Annotated in this window: 7 protein-coding genes; 2 read left to right on the top strand and 5 right to left on the bottom strand. The window is 58.3% G+C overall.

Features of this window, described 5'->3' with window-relative positions:
• Nucleotides 1-344 precede the first annotated feature (344 nt).
• Together ACESMT_RS07105 and ACESMT_RS07100 are read left to right on the top strand one after the other, a co-directional pair.
• Complete coding sequence (locus tag ACESMT_RS07105; protein ID WP_372825867.1) at nucleotides 345-719, top strand: type II toxin-antitoxin system RelE/ParE family toxin; 375 nt, start codon at nucleotides 345-347, stop codon at nucleotides 717-719.
• Nucleotides 712-1029, top strand: a complete 318-nt coding sequence (locus tag ACESMT_RS07100; RefSeq protein ID WP_372825866.1) for a helix-turn-helix domain-containing protein — start codon at nucleotides 712-714, stop codon at nucleotides 1027-1029. Before ACESMT_RS07105 ends, ACESMT_RS07100 begins: the two co-directional genes overlap by 8 nt.
• Before the next feature lie 10 nt (nucleotides 1030-1039).
• Here ACESMT_RS07100 and ACESMT_RS07095 read toward each other — a convergent pair whose 3' ends face one another.
• Genes ACESMT_RS07095 through ACESMT_RS07075 form a run of 5 tightly spaced genes read right to left on the bottom strand, consistent with a single transcriptional unit; the run spans nucleotide 1040 to nucleotide 6314 of the window.
• The gene (locus tag ACESMT_RS07095; RefSeq protein WP_372825865.1) at nucleotides 1040-1429 is read right to left on the bottom strand and encodes a TetR family transcriptional regulator; all 390 of its coding nucleotides are present in this window, start codon (nucleotides 1427-1429) and stop codon (nucleotides 1040-1042) included.
• Nucleotides 1426-3228, bottom strand: a complete 1803-nt coding sequence (locus tag ACESMT_RS07090) for a tyrosine-type recombinase/integrase (RefSeq protein WP_372825864.1) — start codon at nucleotides 3226-3228, stop codon at nucleotides 1426-1428. The genes ACESMT_RS07095 and ACESMT_RS07090 overlap by 4 nt, the downstream gene beginning before the upstream one ends.
• A complete protein-coding gene (locus tag ACESMT_RS07085; RefSeq protein ID WP_372825863.1) occupies nucleotides 3218-4885 on the bottom strand; it encodes a hypothetical protein in 1668 nt (555 codons plus the stop codon). The genes ACESMT_RS07090 and ACESMT_RS07085 overlap by 11 nt, the downstream gene beginning before the upstream one ends.
• A complete protein-coding gene (locus ACESMT_RS07080; RefSeq protein WP_372825862.1) occupies nucleotides 4885-6039 on the bottom strand; it encodes a tyrosine-type recombinase/integrase in 1155 nt (384 codons plus the stop codon). The genes ACESMT_RS07085 and ACESMT_RS07080 overlap by 1 nt, the downstream gene beginning before the upstream one ends.
• Entirely contained in the window at nucleotides 6036-6314 is a 279-nt protein-coding gene (locus ACESMT_RS07075; RefSeq protein WP_372825861.1) for a hypothetical protein, read from the bottom strand. Before ACESMT_RS07075 ends, ACESMT_RS07080 begins: the two co-directional genes overlap by 4 nt.
• Between the last annotated feature and the right edge of the window lie 174 nt (nucleotides 6315-6488).

Below are 6488 nucleotides of genomic sequence, written 5' to 3'. Positions count from 1 at the left end.
TATGACGCTTCGCCGATATCTGAGGGGATCGTTTCGGCCTGCTGTTGCACGGCTTCCTCCATGCTGATGGTGTTTACCACCAGCTCAAACTGTTCCAAGATGTCGGGCTCGTGGCGTTGGATGTAGCTGTTGACCGCCTCGTTGGCCAGCAGCTTGGTGAGGTAACCCTTGGCCACCACCAGGTTAAGTAAGTCGGAGCCATAGTTCTGTTCGGCGTCTTTTATGTACTACGCTTACTGTTATTGTCGTAAGATGTTGATCTGAGAGACGCTGTTACCCTTAAAGCGGCTGGCATTTGGCAATAACACTATGTGTGATACCATTGGTTGTCTACGGAGTGCTGGATGAGAATTTTCAAGAGTACGTGGTTCGGGCGCTTTGCCCGGAAAGAAATGATCTCGGCTGAAGCGCTGTTGGAGGCTGTGGATCGCGCAGAAAAGGGCTTGATCGACGCCAATCTGGGTGGTGGGGTCATCAAGCAGCGCATCGCGCGTCCTGGTGCAGGCAAGTCCGGCGGCTACCGCAGCGTGGTGCTCTATCGGAAGGGTGAGAAAGCGTTTTTCGTGTTCGGTTTTTCCAAGAATGAGCAGGACAACATTCGGGATGACGAGGAGCAGCAGTTCAAGAGTGCCGCCAAGGTCACCCTGGCATTGTCAGATGAGCAGGTTCGCCTGTTGATTGAGAACGGGCAGTTTGAGGAGGTTTTCAAAAATGGTTAGAAAATATCGCAGTGACGCCTTCGCGGCCATCCACGAGATGATGGAAGGCTTGCAAGAGATTGGCGCGATCGACAAGCAGACGATGCGCGAATTTGACGAGGCTTGTCTGACCCCGGTGCATGTACTGGCGCCTGAGGAGATCAAACAGATCAGGCAGCGTGAGCACATCTCGCAACCTGTGTTTGCCCGCTACCTGAACGTGTCGAAAAACCTGGTCTCCGACTGGGAGCGAGGGGTCAAGAAACCTGGCGGGCCGGCGTTACGCCTGCTGACCGTGATTCAGAAAAAGGGCTTGGAAGCCATCGCTTGAGGGCGCTGGCCTAAGGTGGCGATTGCTTGACCATCTCGCTCACCTTGCCTGCAGCAACTGCCCGTAATCGGGCGATTTCATCGGTGAGGGTCTGCGCGATGGAGGCCAGTCGGGCGACGTCGGCGTTGAGTTGGGTGTTTTCTTGGTGCAGGCGCTTGTTGGTTGCTTGCAATGCCAACAGTGTTTGGGCCTCTTTGCTTCGCACAGCTGTTGGTTCGCGGCCTGTGATGGCCCGAATCTGCTCGGCCACGTCTGGGTAGGTGTTGTGGATCAAGGCGGGCGTGACACCGGCCTTGCGTGCCACGGCGCTGATGCTGATTTTTTGCTGGTCGCGCTGCAGGGCTTCAAGGGCTGCCTTCAGTGCTGAGCGGCGGTCGGGTTTGGCAGGTGATGCGCTCATGGCTTTGCCTTTGGAATTTCAATGCCCAAATCGGCTAGTACACTGGCGCTGCGCGCAACGTCTCGATGCGCACGCTGCCGTACCGCAGCGCCCACATCGTCCAGCGCGAGAAGTTCACTCTGCTGCTCGTGGATGCCGAGCCAGGTGTCGGCAAAGCTGTTGTCAATGACGGCATTCTTGCAGTCAACGCACCGGGTGGCCTCGTAAAGCCCGGCACCGCCACATCCTTCGTCTTGGGCAAGGCACCAACCATGTCCGGTGGCGCGAATGTGGATCTGTTCGGCAGCATTGTTGAGCAGCGACTGGCGGCTTGGATGAGGAGTGGCGCGCAGCGCCACGATCTTGTGACCGGCCCCGCCGCTCAGCGGTACGCTGCTTGTCCAGTTGCCCAGCAACTCGCCTTTGTAAACCACGATTTCAGACAGGATTTCGTCAAACAAAGCCCGATCTTGCCGGGGGTTGGAGGCGTAGAGTTGGGTCATGCTCAGACTGCTGTGTTTGAACTGCTCTTTCAAAAAGATAAGTGATGAGCGCCCCATGCGAGACTCGACAAACAGGCGTGCATAGGTGCGCCGGGTCTGGTGGGGTGTGAGTTTCCAGTCAGTGCCAGCAGCCTTGGCCAAATCCGCCATGGCATCGCCACAGGCAGCTGAGGTGAGCACCCGAATGCGGTTGTGATTGCGCTGCGATACGCCCAGAAAAAGGCGATTCCGATCAGCCCGCGCCTGGGCAAGACGGGCCAAAACCTCTGAGGTGGGGGCGTCATCTTGCAAAGACTCGATTTCGGCGGCCAGTTGCCGCTGCAAGGGCTCGGCAAATCGCTGCAGCGTTGCAAGCACCCGGTGGGTGAGCGGCGGGCACAGGTATTCGACAGCGCCCTTTTTGGTTTTGTGCTCGATGCTGCGCACCCAGTGGTAGGTGATACAACCCAGCACTTCGCTGCGCCATGCGCCGTGTTCCAAGCCAAGTGCTTCGTCGTTGCGCATGCCGGTGGTAATCGATATGAGGTAAAGCGCTGCGTTTCGCACTACGAGCAGCGGTGATGCTGTCGGACGCATGTCGCCCCGGTCACGGGCGTCGAGCAGCGCAGGGGCTTGCGCCATGACCGCCTCGCAATGCCTGAAGATGACGGTTTGAATATCGGCCGGAATGAGTGGCGTCTTGGAAGTGCCGCCCATGCTGTAGTTGGCGCCGCTTTCATTGCCGGTGATGCCGCAAACGGCCATCAAGGTGGATGCGCCCCACGGATTGATCGTGAGCCCAAATGCCGCCTCGGCTTTAAAGGCCCATAGCAGGTCAAGGAAGTGCAGGCGGCTGAACACCCCCCAGGGACTGAGCCGCCGATCGTGTTGGCAATGATGGCGGTAGTTGCTGATGTGCAGAGGATTGATCTGATTGAACCGGGTCACGCCCAGACATTGCAGCCAGCGCATCAAGGGTAGGCAGCTGGCCACGGCAACGCCCTTGACCGTGATCCAGTGCGGCGGGTTCACGCCCGGCCGGCCCCGACGTGTCCAGGTATAGAGCACGGCCTTGCAGTCGGCCACCATGTCCGATTCGCAATCTGCAGGCCAGCGAATGAACTTGCTGTTTTCTGCGATCCCTGGTTGTTCGATAAAGGGCCGCAAATCCCATACTGCATCGCCGTAGCGACTGAGCACATGTTCGCAGCCCGCATCGTCAATTTGAGCGCTAATCACGATGCGATCGCGCGCCTCGGTCTTTGTCGGACTGGCACTGACGGGCTGGCTGGCCAGCAGATCCCACGCAGGCAAGTGGTGAGAAGACTCAATGGGCATGATTCTCCTCCGATTGCTTTATCGCCTGGATTTGCAGGGCCCAAAATCGATGGGGTTCGCTTTCGGCCAACGCTTTTGTTTGACTGATCAATGTGGCCGGGAAGTGCTGCGCCGTGAAGCGATCAATCAGCTCGATCAGTCGTTGGCGATGGGCACGCCAGTCGTCGTATTCGTCACCCGGCGGGAAGTAGTCGATTTCGGCCTGCAAAAAGCCTTGAAACGAATAGAGGCGATGCAGATCAGGGAAGCTGCCGACAATGGCGTAGCTGCGGCACCCCAGGCAGTGCACGAACTGGTCGCACAGGCGTTGCCCATCGCCAGGCGCTTTGTCGCCGTGCAAGGGGTCTTTGCAGCGCCCGACGGGTGTTTTTTCCAGCAGGGTGTCAGCAGCTCTCGGGCCACGCAGGGTGTCGGTGAGCACTTCGCCAATAAAGACAGCGCCTTCGGCGCAGATGGCGTTGGTCATAGCCAAGTAGTGTCGGTCGGTCACGCGCGGGCGATGCCCCATCAGACTGGCCACGGCAATCAGGTCTCCGTCAGAGCGCAGCCAGAGTTCGTGGGCTTTACTCTTGCGCAAGCGTCCGAGCGTCAGACGCAGGGTTTGACCGTCATCATCGATCAGGCTGTGGCGTTTGACCCATTGCTTGATGTTGCGAAACAGCAGCGAGCTTGTCAGGACCGCAATTTGCCCTTTGGATTTGGGGCTTTCAATCCGATACAACCAGATCCGCTCGCGCAGTGGTGTTGGCGCCTGAGCGCGCAGCGGTTCGGTCAGGGCCTTGACTTTGTTCAGAATGGCCACGCCGTCCATGGGCACCGTGAGGCTTTCACCCTGCGATTCGATGCGCCGTAAGGCATGCACCTGGGTGGTAGCGCTACGATGTTTGACGAGGTCGATGCGCATCATGTTGGGCACCAAATGCGGCTTGAGGCTGTCAACGGTCATCTCTAGCAGCGGCGTGGTGTTGCCACCGGTGCGTAAAGCGACGACCAACAAGTAGACGGTCAGCGCCTCGGACATGGATTGATCAAACTGGCCGTGGTGAAGCGCAACGAGGTCCCGCCGTAATGCGGCTGCCAGGCGTTCTTTCTCGGGGATCGACAACGGCGCTGCGCCATTCTTGGCGGCAGATGAGTTCGGAAAGGGACGCGCCGGAAAGAAATGGGCTCGGTCTTCGCGGATAAGGCCGCGTGCGCTCATGGCCAGGAGCACGGCCCGCAGGCCGCTGTAGACGGATTTGGCCGTCGAGCGTTCGGGGTACTGCAATTTGGTCCATGCGACAAACTTAACCAGATGCTGCGTCTGAAGCTCGCCCGGATTGACTGGGCCTTTGATAAGGCGCTCAGAAGTGAGGAACTCAAGAAACTTGGGCACCCCGGAGTAAGCGTAATTGACGATCGTGGCGGTTTGTCGGTCGCCCCGTTGCAATAGGTAGCGCAGCGTGTCCGTGAAGGCATGTACCCAGGGGTCGACCCCGCTGCCCAGCCACCGACTGAGGTCGATTCGGCGAATGTTGCTGCCGTTGCGCCTTTGGCCAGTGGCCTCACCCAGGTCGATGACGGCCATCTGCGGCGGTATTGTTTCAGGTGTACTTGCGTCCGCAGAAATAGACGCATCAACCACCGCCACTACGTGGTAATTTTTCCGGCGTGGCATCAGTTTTTATCCTCCGCCTTGGCAAACAGTTGGTCGATGTGGTCCTCGTGGGCAAGGACCAACTGAGCCTCCAATTGGTTGATGAGGTGCAGGTAAATCGCCGTGGTCTGCACATCACTGTGGCCCATGCGGTCGCGGACGTACAACAGCGGCTCACCTGCGAAAGACCGGCTGCTTCTCAGCGCTCTCAAGGTATAGGTTCCGTAGGTGTGACGCAGCATGTGGGCACGCACATGAAAACCGACCTGTCGTACGATGCTTTTCATGACGGCGACCACGCCTGTGCGGCTGTAGGGGTTGCCCAATTCGTTGAGGATGAGAACGCCTGTGTCGGCCAGTTCCCCGCGTTTCAAACCCTGGCGGCGGTGAACGGCATACGCGTTCATGTCTTCCATCAAGGTCCAAGGAATGTCCACACTGCGTGGCTTGCTGTACTTGAGCTCCATGTCGGCTGGACTCAGATCGACACGGAGCATCTGGCCAGGCTTGAGATCTTTGCGAAGACGGGGGTTGAAGACGTATTTCAACGGAATGGTGCGTGCTTCACAGGAGCGCAAGCCCACACGAACCATCATGTCGAACAGGAGGCGCTGACTGTCGCTCAAGCGCGCCTCGCGACAGACACGGACCTGATCGTCGGTCAGGAACTTGGGCGGGGCCTGGTGCTCGCGGACCTTGACATCGGGCTTTGTAAGCACTGCATTGCTGTCAGCTGTATGTGCAAGAAAACCATATGCTCGGCCGCGATGGACCTCGCGATAGGCGTAGGGAACCTGGTCGACATGGCCGTTTTTCTTCGCCCACTCATAAAAGCGCACCACCAGGCTGAGACGCAAATTGACGGTGGAAGGCTTGAGTCGCAGTTGCCCTAATGACCAGTCGCGATAGCGTGCGACAACGCCGAGCCCTGTAGGCTGTACGGGCTCATTCCATTGCAGGCCGTTGGCGTTGAGAAATGCAAAAAAATCGTAGAGCCAGCGGCCGTAATGCTCCCAGGTGAGCTTGCTGCTGACGGCTCCGGTGCCTGCCAGGGTCTCCCACAGAAAGGTCTGCGCAGGCTCTAGCGGCCAGCAGTCGTTGCTCAGCAGCAATGGAAAGCCTTTGAACGAGCGACCGGCACGCACGAGGTCTTCGGTGGCGAAGACCAGCCTCACAGATTCCTCTCCAGCAGATACCGGACCGCCGCTTTGAAGTCAAGGCTCATGCAGTGGATGAGCAAGTCCACGGCACCACCGCCACCCATGCCAGCACGAGTGTCATAAAACTTGGGGCCGGTACAAAGCAATTCAAATTCACGCGCGCCAAATCGGACATGCCAGCGGCTTGTTTGCAAAGACGTGGTCGGCACATAGCTGGCGTCTTGCTTGGCGAAGTCAGCCAGGCGGACAAGCGCCTGCGCGGCATCCAGCGTTCGCCAGTGCATAAGCATTGAGTTATCCACAAGCCAACTGGCCACTGATTTCCTCCCCCGGACCCCCACCTGCTACTCGTTTCTTGCAGAAACGGGCTACTCGAAATCCGACAGCCGCTGCTGTTGGATACTTGAAAGAAGGATAACACGCTGCTAACAAATTTCTACATCAATAACGTCTTTGTACTGGGT

The organism is Polaromonas sp. (genome assembly GCF_041689105.1).
In the GTDB taxonomy this organism is placed as follows: Bacteria; Pseudomonadota; Gammaproteobacteria; order Burkholderiales; family Burkholderiaceae_C; genus Polaromonas.
Note: the sequence above shows the minus strand (reverse complement) of the source record. Positions and strands in the feature narration are given on the sequence as shown.